Here is a 20512-nt window from a genome sequence, read left to right as displayed (position 1 = left end):
CGAGACCACGAAGGCTACGAGGCCCCGCGCGCCGTCACTTCTTCCGGCGCCGCCCGGCCTTGGCCTGCTTGCGGCGCTCCGCGCGCGTCAGGCCGTCGGCCTCCGAGCGCACGGGCTCACCGTCCTCGCTGAAGTCACCCTCGATGGTGCCGCCCTCGCCGTCCACGGTCGGCGCGGTGAAGTGCAGGTTCCGTCGCTGCGGGGCCTCCAGGCCCTTGGCGCGGATCTCGGGGCGGGGCCCGGCCTGCGCGGGCACCGCGTCCTGCTTCTCCAGGGTCGGCTTGGCGTCCTCGACGGGGACCTCCTCGACCTGCTGCTCGACCTGGACCTCCAGGTTGAACAGGTAGCCGACGGACTCCTCCTTGATGCCCTCCATCATGGCGGTGAACATGTCGAAGCCCTCGCGCTGGTACTCGACCAGCGGGTCCTTCTGCGCCATGGCGCGCAGGCCGATGCCCTCCTGGAGGTAGTCCATCTCGTAGAGGTGCTCGCGCCACTTGCGGTCGAGGACCGACAGCACGACCCGGCGCTCCAGCTCACGCATGATCTCGGAGCCGAGCTGCGTCTCCCGCGCCTCGTACTGCTCGTGGATGTCGTCCTTGATGGACTCCGAGATGAAGTCGGCGGTGAGTCCGGCGCGGTCGCCGGCCGCCTCCTCCAGCTCCTCGATGGTGATCTTCACCGGGTAGAGCTGCTTGAAGGCGCCCCACAGCCGGTCCAGGTCCCACTCCTCGGCGAAGCCCTCGGCGGTCTCCGCGGCGATGTAGGCGTCGATCGTGTCGTCCATGAAGTGCTGGACCTGCTCGTGCAGGTCCTCGCCCTCCAGGACGCGGCGCCGCTCGCCGTAGATGACCTCGCGCTGCCGGTTGAGGACCTCGTCGTACTTCAGGACGTTCTTACGGGTCTCGAAGTTCTGCTGCTCGACCTGCGACTGGGCGGACGCGATCGCGCGCGTGACCATCTTGTTCTCGATCGGCACGTCGTCCGGGACGTTCGCCATCGACATCACGCGCTCGACCATCTGCGCCTTGAACAGCCGCATCAGGTCGTCACCGAGGGACAGGTAGAAGCGGGACTCGCCCGGGTCGCCCTGACGGCCGGAACGACCGCGCAACTGGTTGTCGATACGGCGGGACTCGTGCCGCTCGGTGCCCAGCACGTACAGCCCGCCGAGGTCCTTGACCTCCTCGAACTCGGTCCGCACCGCCTTCTCCGCCCGCTCCAGCGCGGCGGGCAGCGCGGCGGCCCACTCCTCGATGTGCTCCTCGGGGTCGAGACCGCGCTGGCGAAGCTCGGCCTCGGCGAGGTCGTCGGGGTTGCCACCGAGCTTGATGTCCGTACCACGGCCGGCCATGTTGGTCGCCACGGTCACGGCGCCCTTGCGGCCGGCCTGGGCGACGATCTGCGCCTCCCGGTCGTGCTGCTTGGCGTTGAGCACTTCGTGCTGGATGCCGCGCTTGCTGAGCTGCTGCGAGAGGTACTCGGACTTCTCGACCGAGGTGGTGCCGACCAGGATCGGCTGCCCCTTCTCGTGCTTCTCGGCGATGTCGTCGACGACCGCGTCGAACTTGGCGACCTCGGTGCGGTAGATCAGGTCCGACTGGTCCTTGCGGACCATCGGCCTGTTGGTCGGGATCGGGACCACGCCGAGCTTGTAGATCTGGTGGAACTCGGCGGCCTCGGTCATCGCCGTACCGGTCATGCCGGAGAGCTTGCCGTAGAGGCGGAAGAAGTTCTGGAGGGTGATCGTGGCGAGCGTCTGGTTCTCGTCCTTGATCGGCACCCCTTCCTTCGCCTCGATCGCCTGGTGCATGCCCTCGTTGTAACGGCGGCCGGCGAGGATACGGCCGGTGTGCTCGTCGACGATCATGACTTCGCCGTCGATGACGACGTAGTCCTTGTCCTTCTTGAAGAGCTCCTTCGCCTTGATGGCGTTGTTCAGGTAGCCCACCAGCGGCGTGTTCACCGACTCGTAGAGGTTGTCGATGCCCAGCCAGTCCTCGACCTTGGAGACACCGGCCTCGTGGATGGCGACCGTGCGCTTCTTCTCGTCGACGTCGTAGTCGCCGGTCTCCTCGATGCCCTTGAGCGGCTGGCCGGCCTCACCGCGCTTGAGGCGCACGACGAGCTTGGCGAAGTCGCCGTACCACTTGGTGGCCTGGTCGGCCGGGCCGGAGATGATCAGCGGCGTCCGGGCCTCGTCGATGAGGATGGAGTCGACCTCGTCGACGATGGCGAAGTTGTGGCCGCGCTGAACGAGCTCCTCCTTCGACCACGCCATGTTGTCGCGCAGGTAGTCGAAGCCGAACTCGTTGTTCGTGCCGTAGGTGATGTCGCAGCCGTACTGCTCGCGGCGCTGGGCCGGCGTCATGTTGGCCAGGATGCAGCCGACGGACAGACCCAGGAACTTGTGGACGCGCCCCATCATCTCGGAGTCGCGCTCGGCCAGGTAGTCGTTGACCGTGATCAGGTGGACGCCGTCGCCGGACAGCGCGTTCAGATAGGCGGGGAGCGTGCCCACCAGGGTCTTGCCCTCACCGGTCTTCATCTCGGCGACATAACCGAGGTGCAGGGCGGCACCGCCCATGATCTGCACGTCGTAGTGCCGCTGGCCGAGGACGCGCTTGGCGGCCTCACGCACCGTGGCGAACGCTTCGGGCAGCAGGTCGTCCAGGCTCTCACCATCGGCGTACCGCTGCTTGTACTCATCGGTGAGGGCCCGCAGCTCGGCGTCGGAGAGGTCGACGAAGTCCTCTTCGATGGAGTTGACCTGGTCCGCGATGCGGTGCAGCTTGCGCAGGATCTTGCCTTCGCCTGCACGCATGATCTTCGAGAGGACGGACACGGGGGTTGGTCTCCTTGCCGGTCGGGCCTGGGACGGTCGGTTTTCCTTCTACGTACTGAGCAACGGCCATCGTATGCGAGGACCCGCCCACGCCGGGAGGCCTGCCGGACCAAGACGGTCCGCCGTCGCGCATCGGTGGCGAGTCCGCCGTCGGACTCCTACGAAAAGATGCCTTCGGTCTGTCTTCGGATCCCGCTTCGAATCTGCCTTCATCCGGGACAACGGACGGGGGTCCCGGATGGTGCCGCGGCAGACCGACGAATTGTGCGAATCGTGATCGCACGCTCACGAAGGGCGAAAGCCTTGGCGTTCCGCCCGCTCCCACGAGCAGAATCGGCCGATGGAGCCCGTCACGATTCCCACCGCCCGCCTCCGGCTGCGCGCCGTCGGTCCGGACGACACCGACGCCGTGTACGCCGCGTGCCAGGACCCCGACATCCAGCGCTGGACGACGATCCCCACGCCGTACCTCCCCGAGCACGCCCGGAACTTCACCGAGCACGACGTCCCCGAGGGCTGGGCGAACGGCTCGATGTTCACCTTCGGCCTCTTCCTGCCCGGCAGGGAACTGACCGGCATGCTCGGCATCAGCATGCGCTCCCTCGGCGTCGGCGAGATCGGCTTCTGGACGACCCCGCGCCATCGCGGCAACGGCTACATGACGGAGGCCACCCGCGCGGCCGCCCGCTGGGCGTTCCACCACCAGTGCATCGACCGCCTGGAATGGCGCGCCGAGGTGGGCAACACCGCCTCCCGCGCGGTGGCCGAGGGCGCCGGCTTCACGCTGGAGGGCACCCTGAGAGCGGCCCTGAACAACAACGGTGTACGCCGCGACTGCTGGGTGGGCTCCCTGCTGCCCTCGGACCTCGGACTGCCTTCGACGGCGCCGTACCTGCCGGCCCGGGCGCCGTCCACCTGAGCCCACCCGGCGCTCCCGCCACAAATCCCCAGCTCAGCCCGGACTGTCAGTGCCACCCCCTATCGTTCGAAGACATGACGACCCCGCGCCCCGCGGAACTCTCCGCAGCCGAAGCCCGCCGCATCGCCCTTCGCGCCCAGGGCTTCCTCGGCACGCCCGACCGCAAGGCCGGCGTCCGCGGCATACTCCGCCACCTGGGCGCGGTCCAGCTCGACACCATCTCGGTCCTCGCCCGCTCCCACGAGCTCGTCCCGTACGCACGTCTGGGCGCGGTCGGCCGCAGGACCGTGGAGGACGCCTACTGGAAGCCCGCGGCCTCAGGCCCGGCTCCGGCACAGCCCCACGCCTTCGAGTACTGGTCGCACGCCGCGTGCATCCTCCCCATCGAGGAGTGGCCCCACTTCGCCTTCCGCCGCCGCGCCTACCGCGGCCGCCCTCACTGGAACCACGAACTCCCCGACGGCGCCTACGACCAGGTCATCAAGCAGCTCCGCGCCGAGGGCCCGCTCACCGCCACGGAACTGGGCGGCGCCAAGCACACCAGCGAGTGGTGGGACTGGTCGGGCACGAAGGTCGCCGTCGAACGCGCCCTGATGTACGGCGAGGTGGTCTGTGTGGAGCGCCGCGGCTGGAAGCGCGTCTACGACCTCGCCGAGCGCGCGGTTCCCGAGGACCTGCTGCACGACGAACTCGACGACACCGAGTGCCTGCGCCGCCTGGTCCGGCTGGCCGGCCAGTCGCTCGGCGTCGGCACGCGCGCCGACATCGCCGACTACCACCGCCTCAAGGGCGAGCAGGTCGACTCGGTGATCGCCGACTCGGGCCTCGTCCCGGTCACCGTCGAGGGCTGGGGCAAGCCGGCCTGGGCGGACCCGGCAGCCCTTCAGACGCCCCCGCGCGGCCGTCACCGCACCACACTGCTCTCCCCTTTCGACTCCTTGATCTGGGAGCGGGCCCGCACCGAGCGCCTCTTCGGCTTCACCCACCGTCTGGAGGCCTACGTCCCCAAGCCGAAGCGGGTGCACGGCTATTTCGCGATGCCCGTCCTCGCCGGTGGCCGCCTCGTGGGCCGCGTCGATCCGGCCCGCGAGGGCCGCACGCTCGTGGCCAGGCAGGTCACCCTGGACGGCCCGAAGGCGGTCCCGGCGGTGGCGCAGGCACTGATCGAGGCGGCCGGCTGGGTGGACTGCACGAACGTGCGCGTCGAACGCGTCGACGCGCCCGGCCTGCGCGAGCCCCTCGCCATGGAACTCACCCGCGCACTGGCCTGAACCGCTCAGCGCGTAAGCGCGCGTACACGTATACGGGTCAGCGGGTCAGCGGATCTCGAGGATCTTCTCCCGCATCGCGTAGACCACCGCCTCCATCCTGGAGTGCAGTTGCAGCTTCTCCAGGATGTTGCGTACGTGGTTCTTCACGGTGTTCTCGGAGATGAACAACTCCTTGGCGATGTCCCGGTTGTTCATCCCCGTGGCGACAAGCTTGAGCACCTCCAGCTCACGGTCGGTCAGCCGCGGCGCGGGCACCAGGCGCCGTTCGTCCGTGCGCTGGATCATCGACTTGAACTCGGTGAGCAGCTTCGACGCCATGGACGGACTGATCTGCGACTGCCCGTCGGCCACCGCGCGAATCGCCGTGGCCACCTCGTCCGTGGAGATCTCCTTGAGGAGATATCCGGTCGCGCCGGCCTTGATGGCGTCGTAGAGGTCCGCTTCCTCGTCGCTGATCGTCAGCATGATGATCTTGGCGCTGGGGGCCACCTCCTTGATGGAGGTGCAGGCTTCGATCCCGCCCCGCTTCGGCATCCGCACGTCCATCAGGATGATGTCGGGCAGCAGATCGGCGGCCTTCTCCACGGCCTCGGCCCCGTCGCCCGCCTCACCCACGACCTGGATGTCCTCCTCGGCCGCGAGCACGATCTCCAGGCCACGACGGAAGAGGGCGTGGTCGTCCACCACCAGGACACGAATCGGTTCTTGGCGTGAGGAGCCCTCGTCCGGGCCCATGCCGACGACGCCGTCGTCGGCGTCCTCGTCCTGCATCGGTCCGAAGCTGTGCGCCATCGTTCCTCCCCCTGAAGGCTGTGGCCTGGATCCTGTGCCATCGCCAACCCAAGGCAACGGTCCACCGGTTGGGCCGTTGCGGCCATGATTCCATGCCCGGACGACACTCCGGTGACGAAGCGGTGGGTCAAGTGGTCGCACACAGGTGCCCCTGGGAGCGCACACGCGCGCTCCAGGGGCACCCGGATCAGCTGTCGTCCGGATCAGGTCAGCCGCCCAGCGGACCTCCCGCGTCGGGAGAGGGCGTCTGGGTGACCATGGTGTCCGTGCTGAGGTGGATCACGCCGTAGTCGTATGCGTGCCGCCGGTAGACGACACTGGGTTCCTTCGTCTCGGAGTCGACGAACAGATAGAAGTCGTGCCCGACCAGTTCCATCTCGTAGAGCGCCTGGTCGAGGGTCATGGGTGCTGCGACGTGAGTCTTCTCGCGGACCACGAGGGGGCCGTCGCCCTGTACTTCCAGCGAGCCGATCTTCTTGGTGGGCACCGAGTCCGGCTCGTCCGCCTCGAAGGCGCTGCCGTTGCCGTTGAGCGTCGCCGCGCCCGGAACGTGATCCGCGACCTCGGCCGCCGTCAGCCGGCGTACGCCCCGGCGCGTGTGACGCTTGTCGTGCTGCCTGCGCAGCCGGGCGTCCAGCTTCTCCGCGGCGAGGTCGAGTGCCGCGTACGGGTCGCTGGCCGCCGCCTCCGCCCGGATCACCGGACCGCGGGAGCGAAGAGTGATCTCCACCCGGTCACAGCGGTCGGCCTGTCGGGGGTTGGGCTCCTTGGACACCTCGACGTCGAGGCTGATCACCTTGCCGTCGAGCTTCTGGATCTTGTCCAGCTTCAGCTTCTCGGCCACGTGCTTTCGGAACCGCTCGGGCACCTCGGTCTTGCGGCCCTTGACGACGATGTCCACGCAGAACTCCGTTCCCGGATCGCTCCGCTTCACTGGCGGAGCATCTCCCTTGTGCACCAGGTCCCGGTGAGCCCCGGGACCGCGGACTCGGTGACGTCCACCTCCTCCCCCATGGCAGATCTCCACCCGGCCGGCCCGGGTGATTGCGGAAAACCCGTGGCACGGCATTCGGATAACCGAGGTGTGGCCTGCGGCCTTTCCCTCACAACCGAACATATCTCGCCCGGACGGATGCCGTCACCCTCTACTGCCGCGTACCTCCATTCCGGTGAATTGACCCTCTCACTACCTGCAACGATGCAACTTCGCAGTCAGTTCCGGCTTATTTCGAAAGAATCCGGCGGCGCAGCGACCACCGCGGCGCAGATCGTTTCCTGGACGCTCTTCGTCTTTCCCTGCACGGCCCCCTCACGGTCCGTGCTCCCTTCCATTGATCCCGTCATCCGTTCTCCACTCCTTTCCCCGATCACTCCCCCGTACACGGCCATCGCCACATCCGCACGCGTCGCCGATGCCGCACCCCTGTCACCTGCCGTTTCCCCCGCCAACGCCACCCGGACGGCCCGAGCGGCCTCGGACAGTGAGGCGCCCGTCGTCATCACGTCGTCCACCACCACCACCCGTCCCTCCCGCAGCAGCCCGGCGCCACCGGCGGCCACCGACAGCGCCCCGGCGAGGTTCTCCAGGCGCTGCTGGCCGTCGAGCCCCGCCTGGTCGGCGACCGGCCGCCGCTGCCGCAGTACGGCTAGCACGCGCACGGGCGTCCCGGTGCTGCGCAGCTCGGCCGCCGCCGCGAGAGCGATCCGCCGGGCCGGATCATGCCCCCGCGCCCGCACGGTACCGCGCCCGGACGGCACCGGAACGAGCAGCGCCGCCCTGTCGAGCGCCCCCGGCAACGCCGCGCGCACGGCCCCGGCGAGAGCCGCGCCCAGCGGCCGGGCGAGTGGCAGCGCGCCCCGCTCCTTGTGGGCCAGGAGCGCGGCCCGCACCGCGTCCGCGTACGGTGCCGCCGCGTGTACGGACGGCAGCCCCGGCGGCTCCGGCACGGGGCGAACCCGGCTTGGCACGGCCCCGCCCAGGGCGGCACGGCACTCCGCGCAGAGCACCGTGCGAGGCCTGCCGCAGCCCCCGCACTCGGCCGGCAGCACCAGGTCGGTGAGGTCCTGCCACCACCCCCGCATGCCCACTACTGTGCCCACGCCGCCCCGGCCTCACCACCCCTGTGGACAACCGCCTGTGGACAACTCCATGCAGGCCCATGACAAGCAGAAACGGCCTCCCCGCCAAGACTTACGCCGGGCGAATGCGGCCCGTCCGAAGCGGCCGTCCGAAGCGACCGTCCGGACAGCAGCGGCCCACAGAGAGGCGGCAGTTGCCCGTCGGGGGCTCAGGAGCGGTCGGCCGCAGGGGAGCGCCGGTCGAGGGCCGTCTGCCTGGACCGCGAGGTCACAGCGGTTGCCGTACGGCGTAGGGCCGGCGGCGAACAGCCGTGCCGCAAGCCCACATTTTCGCCACGCGGCGGCACGCGGCAAACACCCCCAGCCTCAGGCGGCACGCGGCGAACAGCCGTCCCCCAGCCCACGGTGAACCCCGTCCCTCACCGCTCCACGAGGCCGAGGGCCCTGCCCTCACTCACCCCGGATAGACCGGCGCAGACCCGTCCTTCACGACCGTCTGCCACTGCGCCCCGTCCGGCAGCCGCACGATCCCGTCCACCGAGTACGCCACCAGCGGCAACCCGGCGTCCTCCGAGGCGGCGATCTCCTTCACGCCGGTCAGCGCGTCGGGCGCCGGCACCTCCGGCATGGAGCCGTCGACCTGGACGAACCGCATCTGCTGCACGCCCCCCTCCTCGCGCCCGACCACCACGAGCCGGCCGTCACCGGCCCAGGACATCGTGGTGACCTCCTCCAACTGCGGCGCGGCGGCGCGCAGTTCCAGAACCGAGGTCCCCGTCGCGCCGGTCACCTGGTCCCTGTCGCCCCGCTCGATGCGCCCGACCTGCAAGGACTGCTTGCCGTCCTTCTCCACGACCAGCGCGATCCGGACGCCGTCCGCCGCGACCCGCACGGACTGGATCCGCCCGTCCAGCCGCGGCACCTCCACCTCCACCGGCTCCCCCTTGCCCTCCGGGAACACGAGCAGCCGCGAGTCGTCCGGGTTGCGGTCGGCCACCCACAGATCGCCTCGCGCGTCCCAACTGGGCGTGGTCAACCGGTCCTTCTCGGTCCGGCCCGTACTGCGCACCAGCGGCTCCCCGAGCGAACCACCCGACGCGAGCGAACCGACGTACAGCGCCTTGCCGTCCAGGGCGACACCGGCCGCGGTGTCCTCCTCGCGCGACACCGCCGCCGAGCGCAGTGCCCGCACGCCCTCGCCCAGCTCTCCCGGTACCGGTTCGGCACTGGCGCTCCGGCTGCCGGCCGGGATCCGGACGAGCCGGTGCTCGGCATCGACGAAGTACAGATAATCGGTGCGCCCGGCGGACCCGCGCGCGGCGACGGTGGCGGCCCCGTCCTCGTTGAGCACGCACAACTGTGTGTCACCCGCCTGCAGCTCGATCTCGTCCACCGCGGGTGTGAGGTTCTGCAGCGTGAACAGCAACTGGGCGGCCATCTCGTTGCACTTGGCAGGCCCGACCCGGGCCGCCTTGTCGTTGAGCGGCACGGTCAGCCGGTTCTGGTCGTCGGGCGTCAGCGCGCCGACGCCCTTACGCAACGTCGTACCGGTGGGAAAACTCGATCTGACGACCGGACCCAGCCAGGTCGTCGGTCCGTTGAGCAGGGAGCGCACGACCTGCGTCATGGGGTCCACGCGCCGGCGCACGTAGACGGGGTCGGCGACCGCCGCGGGCTGGGAGGCCGCGCCCACCGCCGCGTCCGAGGAGAAGTAGTACTTGTTGACGGACATGTAGTTGCGCTGGAAGTCCGACTGGCCCATGACGACGCCCTGCGGGAGCCCGTCGATGCGCCACTGCCCGCTCTTCTTGTCCCGCGTGAGGTGCACCGGCCTGCTGTAGGAGCCCTCGGTCGGCGTGTACGACTGCTGCGCGTCCACCAGGGCGACCTTGGCGCCGGTCAGCCTGAACGAGAAGTCGACCCCGTCGTCCCGGGTTCCCGCGGAGTTCGCCTCGGTGTCCGGCCCGCCCGCGAGCACCGTGGTGGACAGCTCGGGCTGCCACGTCTTGGCGGCCGCCGCCGTCAGGTACTGCTTCGCCGTCGCATAGTGCGGATCATCGCTGGTCAGCGCCTCCAGAAAACCCTGCACGATCTCCGAGGGCGTCGCGTCCTCGCGCGGCGGCATCGGGAAGACCCGCACCTGCGTCTCCTGGCGCGGAGTCGACTCCACCCCCCTCAGATCCCCGCCGTCGGGCATCGAGGCGCACCCCGTCAGCAGTACGGCGCCGCACGCGACGTACGCCACCGCGCGTCCCGGCGTGCGCCGGGAGGCCCCCTCGCGGTCAGCGCCCACGAAATGCCTCCCCTTGATCGTTCAACTCCTCCGGACCGACGTCCACGCCACCGGTCGGGGCCGTACTGCGTGCCGTCTCCACGACCGGCTGTTCGCCCGGCCCCCGCGCCCCTCCCGAGGGCCGGGGCACGACGCGCGCGCCGCTGCCGGGCAGCGCCGTCGGATCAGCCGTCGGGGCCACGGCGGCGAGCCGGGCTGCGATCGGGTCGCGCGCGGTCATCTGGCCGCTGCCCGTGGGCTGGGCCGGCACGGTGGCGGTCTTCTCCCCGCCGCGCGGCAGCCCGGCATCGTCGAGGCCCCGGTTTCGCCGGGAGTCCTTGGGCTCCAGCGGTATGGGCGAGCCTCTGAGCGGCTCGTCCGCGGTGCGCGGCAACGTCAGCCGGAACTGCGAGCCGCCCCCAGGCTCACCCCACGCCTGCAGCCAGCCCCCGTGCAGGCGGGCGTCCTCCAGAGCGATGGACAACCCCAGGCCGGTACCGCCGGTGGTACGCGCGCGTGCCGGGTCCGCGCGCCAGAAACGGCTGAAGACACGGGTCGCCTCACCGGGCTTGAGCCCGACACCGTAGTCACGCACCGCGACCGCGACCGCCCCGCCCGCCGCGGCGAGCTTGACGACGACGTCCTTGCCCTCGCCGTGCTCCACCGCGTTGACGACGAGATTGCGCAGCACCCGTTCCAACCGCCGGGCGTCGGCCTCGGCGACGACGGGCTGCTGATCACCCACCACGCGTATGTGCGTGCCCTTGCGCTCGGCGAGCGGCTCGGCCCCGCTGACCACCCGCCGGACGACCTCCCTGAGATCTATCGGCTCGGCCTCCAGCGCCGCCGCACCCGCGTCGAAGCGGCTGATCTCCAGCAGATCCGCCAGCAGTGACTCGAACCGGTCGAGCTGGTCGGCGAGCAGCTCCGCCGAGCGCGCGGTCACCGGGTCGAAGTCCTCACGCGCCTCATGGATGACGTCGGCGGCCATCCGGACGGTCGTCAGCGGCGTCCGCAGTTCGTGCGACACGTCGGACACGAACCGCCGCTGCATCCGCGACAGGTCCTCCAGCTGCTGGATCTTCAGCTGAAGGTTCTGCGCCATCTTGTTGAAGGCCTCGCCGAGCCGCGCGATGTCGTCCTCGCCGGTGACCTTCATCCGCTCCTGCAGCCGCCCGGCGGACAGCCGCTCGGCGATTCCGGCCGCCATCCGCACCGGCGTCACGACCTGCCGCACCACCAGCCAGGCGATGGCCCCGAGGAGTACGACGACGAAGAGGCCGGCCGTCGCGAGGGTGCCCTTGACCAGGCTCAGCGACTTCTCCTCCTGCGTGAGCGGGAAGAGGTAGTACAGCTGGTAGGGGTCACCGTTGGGGTCGTTGACCTCCTTGCCGATGACCAGTGCGGGCTGGGAGCCCTTGTCGCCGCTGTAGACGATGCGGGTGTAGCTCTGCGCGGCCGTCGTACTGCTGTCGACCCTCTCGCGCAGGTCCTCCGGCACGCTCGTGTTGGGGTCGACGCCGCCGGAGGCACGCGGACCGCGCCCACTGCCGCTGTTGTCGCCCGCGGGCAGCGTCACCACGTCGAACGCGCCCTGACCACCGCTGGAGAGCGAGGAGACGAGGTCGCTCATCCACTGGATGACGTTCTGCGAGGACCCGTCCACCGTGGACGGGTCCTCGCCGGTGCCGCTCGCGGCCTCGTCGGCCCGCTGCTTGGCCACCGCGAACCCGCCCGTGGCCTGGCTCTGCGACGCCTTCACCTTGGCGTCCAGCAGTCCGTTGCGCACCTGGCCGATCACGACGAAGCCGAGCAGCAGCACGACACCCAGCGACATCAGCAGGGTCGTGACCACGACCTTGAGCTGGATGTTGCGCCGCCAAAGCCGCATGACGGGCAGCAGCGGACGCCGCACCCAGCGTATGAACAGTCGAAGGACGGGGCTGCCCTGGACTCCGCCCTGGAGCAGCCCGCTCTCCAGAAACCGTCCCCAGCGGGAGCCCGCCGCCTTCCGGCCGACAGGCCGCCCCGCGCGGGCCCCGGACCTGCCGGGCGCCGAAGCGGCACTGTCCCTGGACATGTCAGCTCGGCCCGGCCTTGTAACCGACGCCGCGGACGGTCACCACGATCTCCGGCCGCTCCGGATCCTTCTCGACCTTGGAGCGCAGCCGCTGCACATGGACGTTGACCAGGCGCGTGTCCGCCGCGTGCCGGTAACCCCACACCTGCTCCAGGAGCACCTCGCGGGTGAACACCTGCCACGGCTTGCGGGCCAGCGCGACCAGCAGGTCGAACTCCAGCGGCGTCAGCGCGATCGACTGCCCCTCGCGCTTCACCGAGTGCCCCGCCACATCGATGACCAGGTCACCGATGGCGAGCTGCTCGGGCGCGGGCTCCTCCGACCGGCGAAGCCGTGCCCGGATCCGGGCCACGAGCTCCTTCGGCTTGAACGGCTTGACGATGTAGTCGTCGGCTCCGGACTCGAGCCCCACGACGACGTCGACCGTGTCGCTCTTCGCGGTGAGCATCACGATCGGCACTCCGGACTCCGCCCGGATCAGCCTGCAGACCTCGATGCCGTCCCGTCCGGGCAGCATCAGATCGAGCAGCACCAGGTCGGGTTTGGCCTCCCGGAACGCGGCCAGCGCCTTGTCGCCGTCGGCTACGAAAGACGGCTCAAAACCTTCACCACGCAGCACAATGCCGAGCATCTCGGCCAGTGCGGTGTCGTCGTCGACGACAAGGACTCGTCCCTTCATAAACGACATCATCCCATTCTCATAACGGTGAAGGAGGCGCAGGTGAGCAGGCTCACTGGCCTGTGACGATAGTCGTACGGGGTCACTACTGTCTGCCCTCGGTCAGATGTCACCGGCCCCTCCGGCCCCGGAGCGCCGGAACGAGGGGGCCGAGCCCGCAGCCCGGGCGAGATCAAGCCGACCGCATCGCCCGGGACCACGCAGACCTCGCCGTCCGAGATCCGACAGGCCACCATCGCCCACCCATCCCCCATCCCCTCAACCGACGGCCGCGCCCCGCGACCTCTCACACATCTCCTCCAGCGCCTCAGCAGTCACAGGCGACACCACACCCTCCTCCGTCACAATCGCCGTGATCAGCTCCGGCGGCGTCACGTCGAACGCCGGGTTGTACGCCTGCGTCCCCAGGGGCGCCACCGGCACGCCACCGCCCGCGCCCGTCACCGGCACATTGGGTGCCGCGACCTCCGTCACCTCGTACCCCGGCCGCTGCTCGACCTCGATGGACGCCCCGTCCGGGGTCTCCGGGTCCACCGTCGTCACCGGAGCCACCACGATGAACGGCACATGGTGATAGCGCGCCAGAACGGCGAGCGGATAGCTCCCCACCTTGTTCGCCACCGAGCCGTCGGCCGCGATGCGGTCCGCCCCGATCAGCACCGCGTCCACCTCCCCCGCCGCGAACAGCGAACCCGCCGCGCTGTCCGTGAGCAGCGTGTACGCCATGCCGCTGCGGGCCGCCTCGTACGCCGTGAGCCGGGCCCCCTGCAACAGAGGGCGCGTCTCGTCCACCCACAGCCGCCGCAGCCGTCCCACCCGATGAGCGGCGAGCGCCACGGCGAACGCCGTGCCCTCCCCGCCCGACACCAGCGACCCGCTGTTGCAGTGGGTGAGAATGCGGTGCCCACCGCCCGGGAGCAGCTCGTCCAGCAGTGCCAGCCCGTGCTCGGCCATCCGCGCACTGGCCTCGGCGTCCTCCCGGTGCAGCTGCCGGGCAGCCGCCAGCGCGGCCGCGGCGGCCTGCTCGGTGCCGGCCCCGCGGGCGAGCGCGGCGTCGTACGCGGCCCGTGCCCGGCGTACCCCCGCGGAGAGGTTCACCGCGGTGGGCCGGGCGCCGGCCAGCGCGACCGCGGCCTCCTCCACGTCGAAGCCGCGCGCGGCGGCGAGCGCGACGCCGTACGCGCCCGCGATGCCGAGCAGCGGCGCTCCCCGCACGGCGAGCGAATTGATCGCCTCCACCAGGGCGGGGGCGTCCGTACAGACCAGTTCGACCTCCTCTGCGGGCAACCGCGTCTGATCGAGCAGGACCACGACAGGTCCCTCGGGGGGTTCGTCCCAGCGGATCGCCGGACTACCGGTGGACTTGTCCTCGCCGGATTGCGCGTACTGATCAGCCATGCGGTCAGTCTGCCCGCTCCACGACGGACAATTGAAGGTGTGCCACCCATACCTCGGCCGGTCCCTGGGTGAACGCCCCATGGCACGATGTCTGCCAACCTGCCGCCGCGACAGCGGTCGGGCACCGTGAAGGAGCCACGATGAACGACACTCCGGGCTGGGCCTCGCCCGGATCCGCCCCGTCCGACGGGCAGGAGCCCGGCACGTCCGGCCCTGCCGAGCCGGCCGACCGGCCCCGCACCGCGCAGCCCTCGCAGCCGTCGCAGCCCGAGGACCAGCCAGGCCTCCAAACGCCTGACTCCGGTGCGAAATGGTCCAAGGAGCAGCCGCCACCCGCCCAGTGGTCCGCCCCCACCGGCTCGCCGCCCCCCGGCCAGGCTCCCCCGCCCCCACCGCCCGGCCCGGGCTGGGGCGGCAACCAGCCCCCCGGCGGCCACGGCGGCGGATACGGCAACTGGCAAGGCCCCGGCGGCGGTTGGGGCGGCCAGTGGGGCGGCCCGCCGCCCGCGGCCAAGCCCGGCGTGATCCCGCTCCGCCCGCTCGGCGTCGGCGAGATCCTCGACGGTGCCGTCTCCACGATGCGCACCTACTGGCGCACCGTGCTCGGCATCGCCCTCACCGTCGCGATCGCCACGGAGGTCGTCGTCATCCTGCTCCAGGGCCTCGTCCTGGAGCAGCAGGCCGGCACCGACGCCCTCGAAGACCCCGACGCCACCCTTGACGAACTCACCCGCGCCCTCGGCAACGCACTGCTCAGCTCCGGGGTCCTCTTCCTGATCTCGCTGATCGGCACCGTCGTGGCGACCGCGCTGCTCACCACCGTCACCAGCCGCGCCGTCCTCGGCAAGTCCGTCACCACCGGTGAGGCCTGGCACGACGCCCGTCCGCGCGTGCTGAAGCTGTTCGGCCTGATCTTCCTGCTGCTCCTGATCGCCCTGGGCGTCGCCTTCGCGGGCGCCGTGCCCGGCATCCTGGTGACCCTGGCGGGCGGTGGCGCCGCCGGCGCCGCACTCATCGTCCTGGGCAGCCTGTGCACCGCCGTCGTCGCCCTGTGGCTGATGGTCCGATTCTCCCTGGCCTCCCCGGCGCTGATGCTGGAGAAGCAGGGCATCCGCAAGTCGATGAGCCGCTCCGCCAAACTCGTCCGCGGCTCCTGGTGGCGCGTCTTCGGTATCCAGCTGCTCGCCACGATCATCGCGAACATCGTCGCGGCGATCGTCGTCATCCCCTTCACCTTCCTCGCCGCGGCCTTCGGCGGGGACGGCATCAGCGGATTCCTCAACGGCACCGGCGACTTCGGCTGGACCTTCCTGATCATCAGCGGTGTCGGCTCCGTGATCGGATCCATGATCACGTTCCCCATCTCGGCCGGTGTCACCGTGCTCCTCTACGTCGACCAGCGCATCCGCCGCGAGGCCCTCGACCTCGACCTGGCCCGCGCCGCCGGCGTCCAGGGCTGCGGTCCCGGCACCTCCAACCCCTCGCCCGGGAGCTGATGCGGTGAGCCTGGCCGGGGGAGTCCTCACAGCCGTGCCACTGCCGCGCGCCCACGAAACCGTCGTACGCGCCTGGTCGCGCGCCGGCGACCTCACCGCACGACCGCCGCACCGCACCGGCGGCACCTCCGTGCTGTCGCTGCCCGGCTCCGACGACGAGCCGCCGCTGACGATCCCCCGCGACCCGGCGAGGGAGGCGGCCCGCCGCGAGCTGTCCAAGCGCATGTACCACGAGGACGACCCCGGCCTCTTCCAGCGCCTCCTCGACACCTTCTGGGAGTGGCTCGGCAAGCTGCTCCGCCTCGCGTCCGACGCGACCCCCGGCGGCACGCTCGGCCTCCTGGTCGTCATCATCGCCGTCCTCGCGGTCCTGGGCGCCCTGTGGTGGCGCCTGGGCACCCCGCGACGCCGCCCCACCTCCGCCGCCGCCCTGTTCGACGACCGCCCCCGCAGCGCCGCCGAACACCGCGCGGCCGCCGAGGCCCACGCAGCCCAGGGCCACTGGAGCCAAGCCCTCCAGGAACGCATGCGCGCCATCGTCCGCTCGCTGGAAGAACGCGCGCTCCTCGACGTCCGCCCCGGCCGCACCGCCGACGAGGCCGCAGCCGAAGCCGGCCGCACCCTTCCCTCCCACGCGGACCGACTGCGCGCCGCCGCCCGGGACTTCGACGACATCACGTACGGCGGACGCGCCGCCGCCGAGCCGTCGTACCGCCGCATCGCCGAACTCGACCACGACCTGGAACGCGCCAAACCACAGCTCACCAGCAGCGCCCACAGCGCGGACCACATCAGCCGCCAGGGAGCCGCCGGATGACCACGGAGGCCACGCTCCCCACCACCTCGGCCTCGCCCACCCCCCGCCAGGTGTGGACCCGCACGCGAGGCATCGCGCTCGCCCTCGTCCTCCTCCTGGCCGGGGCCGTCCTGATCGCCCTGGTCCGCTCCGACGCGCACCGCGGCAGCCTCGACCCGCGCTCCACCACTCCCGAAGGCAGCCGCGCCGTCGCCGAGCTGCTCGCCGACCGCGGCGTGTCCACCCGCGTGGTCACCACCCTGGCGGCAGCGCGCGCCGCAGCCGCCCCCGACACCACACTCCTGGTCGCCGTCCCCGACCTGCTGACGGGACCTCAGAAGACGCAGTTGCGCTCCACGATGGCCGAATCCGGCGGCCGCACCATCCTCGTCGCCGCCGGCAGCGCCTCCGTCGAGCAGCTCGCCCCCGGCGTCACCGCGGCCCCCGCAACCAGCCTCCGGTCCACGCTCGAACCGGACTGCGACTTCCTCCCCGCCCGCCGCGCCGGCGCCGCCGACATGGGCGGCCTGCGCTACACCGCCCTGCACCCGGAAGCCGACGAGTGCTACCCGAGCCAGCGCCTGGCCAGCCTGATCCGCCTTCCCGAGGCTCCCGGAGGCGGCGACACCGTCGTCCTCGGCGCACCCGACATCCTCTTCAACGACCGCCTTGGCGAGCAGGGCAACGCCTCGCTCGCCCTCCAACTGCTCGGCTCCCGCCCCCATCTGGTCTGGTACCTCCCCTCGCTGGCCGACACCTCCGCCCCGGACGAGGAACGCAGCTTCCTCGACCTGCTCCCCTCGGGCTGGCTCTGGGGCACCCTGCAGCTCTTCGTCGCCGCAGCCCTCGCCGCCCTGTGGAGGGCACGCCGACTGGGCCCCCTCGTGCCCGAAGAGCTCCCCGTGGCGATCCGCGCCTCCGAAACCGTCGAAGGACGTGCACGCCTCTACCGCAAGGCCAACGCCCGCGACCGCGCGGCCGCCGCTCTTCGCTCCACCACCCGCACCCGCCTCGCCCCCCTCGTAGGCGTCCCCGTCGCCCAGGCACACGCGCCCGAAGCCCTGCTCCCCGCGCTGTCCGCCCACCTCCACGGCGACGGACAGTCCCTGCGACCTCTCCTCTTCGGCCCGCCGCCAGGCGACGACGCAGCCCTCATCTCCCTCGCCGACCAACTCGACGCCCTCGAAAGAGAGGTACGCCGTCCATGATGGACCCGACCACTGACAACGCCGGGCAGACCGGGGACCCGGGCACCGCCCGAGCCGCCCTGGAGGCCCTGCGCGCCGAGATCGCCAAGGCCGTGGTCGGCCAGGATCCCGCCGTGACCGGCCTCGTCGTCGCCCTGCTCTGCCGCGGACACGTCCTCCTCGAAGGAGTCCCCGGAGTCGCCAAGACGCTGCTCGTCCGCGCCCTCGCCTCCGCACTCGAGCTCGACACCAAGCGCGTCCAGTTCACCCCCGACCTCATGCCGAGCGACGTCACCGGCTCCCTGGTCTACGACGCCCGCACCGCCGAGTTCTCCTTCCAGCCCGGCCCGGTCTTCACGAACCTCCTCCTCGCGGACGAGATCAACCGCACGCCCCCGAAGACCCAGTCGTCCCTCCTGGAAGCAATGGAGGAACGCCAGGTCACGGTGGACGGCACCCCCCGCCCGCTCCCGGAGCCGTTCCTGGTCGCCGCGACCCAGAACCCGGTCGAGTACGAAGGCACCTACCCCCTCCCCGAAGCCCAGCTGGACCGTTTCCTCCTCAAGCTCACCATCCCTCTCCCCTCCCGCGAGGACGAGATCAACGTCCTCACCCGCCACGCCGAAGGGTTCAATCCCCGCGACCTGCGCGCCGCCGGCGTACGCCCCGTAGCGGGCGCCGCCGTCCTGGAGGCCGCCCGCACGGCCGTCGCCGAGACCACGGTCTCCCCCGAGATCACTGCCTACGTCGTCGACATCTGCCGGGCCACCCGCGAATCGCCGTCCCTCACCCTGGGCGTGTCCCCGCGCGGCGCCACCGCCCTGCTCGCCACCTCCCGAGCCTGGGCATGGCTCACCGGCCGCGACTACGTCACTCCCGACGACGTCAAGGCCCTGGCCCTGCCAACCCTCCGCCACCGGGTCCAGCTCCGCCCGGAGGCCGAAATGGAGGGCGTGACGGCCGACTCCGTCATCAACGCCGTCCTCACCCACGTCTCCGTCCCCCGCTGATGGCACTCACCGGACGCGCCGCACTCCTCGCGGCCCTCGGAGCACTCCCCGTAGGACTGTGGGAGCCCAGCTGGACAGGAATCCTGGCCGTCAACGGTCCCCTGGCCCTCGCCTGCGCCTGCGACTACGCCCTCGCGGCGCCCGTGCGGCACCTGGGCCTGACCCGTTCCGGCGACACCTCCGCACGTCTGGGCGAAACAGCGGACGTCACGCTCACCGTCACCAACCCCTCCCGTCGCACCCTCCGCGCCCAGCTGCGCGACGCGTGGCCCCCCAGCGCCTGGCAGCCGGGCACCGAGGTCATGGCCTCCCGTCACCGCCTGACGGTCCCCGCCGGCGAACGCCGCCGCCTCACCACCCGTCTGCGCCCCACCCGCCGCGGCGACCGTCAAGCCGACCGCGTGTCGATTCGCTCATACGGCCCACTGGGCCTCCTCACCCGCCAAGGCACCCACAAGGTGCCCTGGACGGTACGCGTCCTGCCCCCCTTCACCAGCCGCAGGCACCTCCCCTCGAAACTCGCCCGCCTCCGCGAACTCGACGGGCGCACTAGCGTGCTGCAGCGAGGCGAGGGCACCGAATTCGACAGCCTGCGCGAGTACGTCCCCGGCGACGACATCCGCTCGATCGACTGGCGCGCCACAGCCCGCCAGACCACGGTCGCCGTGCGGACCTGGCGCCCCGAACGCGACCGTCACATCCTGCTGGTGCTCGACACCGGCCGCACCTCCGCCGGCCGTGTGGGGGACGTACCCCGCCTCGACGCCTCCATGGACGCCGCCCTGCTCCTGGCCGCCCTGGCCTCCCGCGCCGGCGACCGCGTCGATCTCATCGCCTACGACCGCCGAGTACGCACGTCGGTCCAGGGCCGCACAGCGGGCGACGTACTGCCCGCCCTGGTGAACGCAATGGCGACTCTCGAACCGGAACTCATCGAGACGGATGCCCGCGGACTCGCTGCCACAGCGCTCCGAACGGCTCCGCGCCGCTCCCTGATCGTCCTGCTCACGAGCCTCGACGCGGCCCCGGTGGAAGAGGGCCTGCTCCCGGTCCTCCCCCAGCTCACGCAACGCCACTCCGTCCTGGTGGCCTCGGTGGCTGACCCGCACATCGCCGGCATGGCAACCTCCCGCGGAGACGCGGAGGCGGTGTACGACGCCGCAGCCGCGGCTCAGGCCCAGTCCGAACGCCACCGCACCGCCGAACAACTGCGCCGACACGGCGTTACGGTGGTGGACGCTACGCCGGACGAATTGGCGCCGGCGCTGGCAGACGCGTATCTGGCGCTCAAGACAACGGGCCGCCTCTGATCTGCCGGAGCCTTCAGGTGATGCCACTGAAGGCCTTTCCCTTTCCAACCCCTGAACGCAGAAAACCCCGCATCCGAAGATGCGGGGTTTCCCTCAATAATTGTTCGGCGGCGTCCTACTCTCCCACAGGGTCCCCCCTGCAGTACCATCGGCGCTGTAAGGCTTAGCTTCCGGGTTCGAAATGTAACCGGGCGTTTCCCTCACGCTATGACCACCGAAACACTATGAAACACAACCGGAACCGCAGCAACGGCTACGACGATTGTTCGTGGTTTCAGAACCAACACAGTGGACGCGAGCAACTGAGGACAAGCCCTCGGCCTATTAGTACCGGTCAACTCCACACGTTACCGTGCTTCCATATCCGGCCTATCAACC

Annotated in this window: 15 protein-coding genes and 2 rRNA genes; 7 read left to right on the top strand and 10 right to left on the bottom strand. The window is 70.8% G+C overall.

Annotated features, from left to right (window positions below):
- Positions 1-34 precede the first annotated feature (34 nt).
- On the bottom strand, positions 35-2845 hold the full coding sequence (gene secA, locus ACGF8A_RS05595) for a preprotein translocase subunit SecA (protein ID WP_393104548.1): 2811 nt from the start codon (positions 2843-2845) through the stop codon (positions 35-37).
- Between the two features lie 340 nt (positions 2846-3185).
- Here secA and ACGF8A_RS05590 point away from each other — a divergent pair, with 340 nt between their 5' ends.
- On the top strand, positions 3186-3764 hold the full coding sequence (locus ACGF8A_RS05590) for a GNAT family N-acetyltransferase (protein ID WP_393104545.1): 579 nt from the start codon (positions 3186-3188) through the stop codon (positions 3762-3764).
- 74 nt (positions 3765-3838) lie between these two features.
- Positions 3839-5035 (top strand): winged helix-turn-helix domain-containing protein, encoded by a 1197-nt coding sequence (locus tag ACGF8A_RS05585; RefSeq protein WP_393104543.1) that lies wholly within the window; start codon positions 3839-3841, stop codon positions 5033-5035.
- A gap of 45 nt (positions 5036-5080) precedes the next feature.
- Here ACGF8A_RS05585 and ACGF8A_RS05580 read toward each other — a convergent pair whose 3' ends face one another.
- From ACGF8A_RS05580 to mtnA, 7 genes are all read right to left on the bottom strand, one after another.
- Positions 5081-5827 (bottom strand): response regulator, encoded by a 747-nt coding sequence (locus ACGF8A_RS05580; protein WP_393104541.1) that lies wholly within the window; start codon positions 5825-5827, stop codon positions 5081-5083.
- 208 nt (positions 5828-6035) lie between these two features.
- Complete coding sequence (hpf, locus tag ACGF8A_RS05575; RefSeq protein WP_393105127.1) at positions 6036-6728, bottom strand: ribosome hibernation-promoting factor, HPF/YfiA family; 693 nt, start codon at positions 6726-6728, stop codon at positions 6036-6038.
- Positions 6729-7039: 311 nt separating this feature from the next.
- Positions 7040-7909, bottom strand: coding sequence for a ComF family protein (locus tag ACGF8A_RS05570; protein WP_393104539.1), 870 nt, complete (start codon positions 7907-7909; stop codon positions 7040-7042).
- Between the two features lie 451 nt (positions 7910-8360).
- Positions 8361-10199 carry an LpqB family beta-propeller domain-containing protein gene (locus tag ACGF8A_RS05565; RefSeq protein ID WP_393104537.1) on the bottom strand — a complete coding sequence of 613 codons (1839 nt, stop codon included), beginning with the start codon at positions 10197-10199 and terminating at the stop codon, positions 8361-8363.
- Positions 10189-12258, bottom strand: a complete 2070-nt coding sequence (gene mtrB / locus ACGF8A_RS05560; protein ID WP_393104535.1) for an MtrAB system histidine kinase MtrB — start codon at positions 12256-12258, stop codon at positions 10189-10191. The genes ACGF8A_RS05565 and mtrB overlap by 11 nt, the downstream gene beginning before the upstream one ends.
- Before the next feature lies 1 nt (position 12259).
- Complete coding sequence (mtrA, locus tag ACGF8A_RS05555; RefSeq protein ID WP_187281934.1) at positions 12260-12949, bottom strand: two-component system response regulator MtrA; 690 nt, start codon at positions 12947-12949, stop codon at positions 12260-12262.
- A gap of 246 nt (positions 12950-13195) precedes the next feature.
- Complete coding sequence (gene mtnA / locus ACGF8A_RS05550; protein ID WP_393104532.1) at positions 13196-14335, bottom strand: S-methyl-5-thioribose-1-phosphate isomerase; 1140 nt, start codon at positions 14333-14335, stop codon at positions 13196-13198.
- A 140-nt stretch (positions 14336-14475) separates the two neighbouring features.
- Here mtnA and ACGF8A_RS05545 point away from each other — a divergent pair, with 140 nt between their 5' ends.
- The 5 genes from ACGF8A_RS05545 to ACGF8A_RS05525 are packed head-to-tail and all read left to right on the top strand — an operon-like array spanning position 14476 to position 20134.
- On the top strand, positions 14476-15831 hold the full coding sequence (locus ACGF8A_RS05545; RefSeq protein ID WP_393104530.1) for a glycerophosphoryl diester phosphodiesterase membrane domain-containing protein: 1356 nt from the start codon (positions 14476-14478) through the stop codon (positions 15829-15831).
- Between the two features lie 4 nt (positions 15832-15835).
- Entirely contained in the window at positions 15836-16648 is an 813-nt protein-coding gene (locus ACGF8A_RS05540) for a DUF4129 domain-containing protein (RefSeq protein WP_393104528.1), read from the top strand.
- Positions 16645-17835, top strand: a complete 1191-nt coding sequence (locus ACGF8A_RS05535; RefSeq protein WP_393104526.1) for a DUF4350 domain-containing protein — start codon at positions 16645-16647, stop codon at positions 17833-17835. Before ACGF8A_RS05540 ends, ACGF8A_RS05535 begins: the two co-directional genes overlap by 4 nt.
- Positions 17835-18824: an AAA family ATPase gene (locus ACGF8A_RS05530; RefSeq protein WP_393105125.1), complete on the top strand. Its 990-nt coding sequence runs from the start codon at positions 17835-17837 to the stop codon at positions 18822-18824. Before ACGF8A_RS05535 ends, ACGF8A_RS05530 begins: the two co-directional genes overlap by 1 nt.
- Entirely contained in the window at positions 18824-20134 is a 1311-nt protein-coding gene (locus ACGF8A_RS05525) for a DUF58 domain-containing protein (RefSeq protein ID WP_393104524.1), read from the top strand. The genes ACGF8A_RS05530 and ACGF8A_RS05525 overlap by 1 nt, the downstream gene beginning before the upstream one ends.
- 102 nt (positions 20135-20236) lie before the next feature.
- On the opposite strand, the gene rrf is transcribed toward ACGF8A_RS05525, so the two are convergent.
- Both rrf and ACGF8A_RS05515 read right to left on the bottom strand, forming a co-directional pair.
- Positions 20237-20353, bottom strand: a 5S ribosomal RNA gene (rrf, locus tag ACGF8A_RS05520).
- Positions 20354-20438: 85 nt separating this feature from the next.
- Positions 20439-20512, bottom strand: a 23S ribosomal RNA gene (locus tag ACGF8A_RS05515); the annotation flags it as partial.

It is taken from the genome of Streptomyces sp. NPDC047706 (assembly GCF_043204795.1).
Taxonomy (GTDB): domain Bacteria; phylum Actinomycetota; class Actinomycetes; order Streptomycetales; family Streptomycetaceae; genus Streptomyces.
Note: the sequence above shows the minus strand (reverse complement) of the source record. Positions and strands in the feature narration are given on the sequence as shown.